This is a genomic window from Imhoffiella purpurea (assembly GCF_000585215.1).
In the GTDB taxonomy this organism is placed as follows: Bacteria; Pseudomonadota; Gammaproteobacteria; order Chromatiales; family Chromatiaceae; genus Imhoffiella; species Imhoffiella purpurea.
In genome coordinates this window covers 1-313 of record NZ_AONC01000136.1, presented here as the reverse complement: position 1 = coordinate 313, position 313 = coordinate 1, and the positions used below count along the sequence as shown (strand labels likewise).

Annotated in this window: 1 pseudogene; it reads left to right on the top strand. The window is 70.9% G+C overall.

Features of this window, described 5'->3' with window-relative positions:
- Positions 1-15 precede the first annotated feature (15 nt).
- Positions 16-313, top strand: a pseudogene (locus tag D779_RS20770) (NAD(P)/FAD-dependent oxidoreductase); the annotation flags it as partial.

Below are 313 nucleotides of genomic sequence, written 5' to 3'. Positions count from 1 at the left end.
CAGCTGGCGGACCGCATGAGCGTGCTGGTGCTCGACCGCAAGTCCAGGTACGGCGGCGCCGGCGGGGCGACCGACGGCAAGCTCAACCTCTCGCCGCACGTGGGTCTGGATCTGGACGAGCTGAGGCTCTCGGAGGCCGAGGCGACCCGGTACATTGAGGCGGTGGATCGCTGCTTCCTCGAGCACGGCGCGGATCCGACCCTGCACGGCACGGACGAGGTCGCCGTGCGCTGGTGGATGGAGCGGGTCTCCTGGGTCCGGCGCCGCACGCCCAAGGGGGACTGGGACATCAGCCTGGTGCCCATACGGCAGC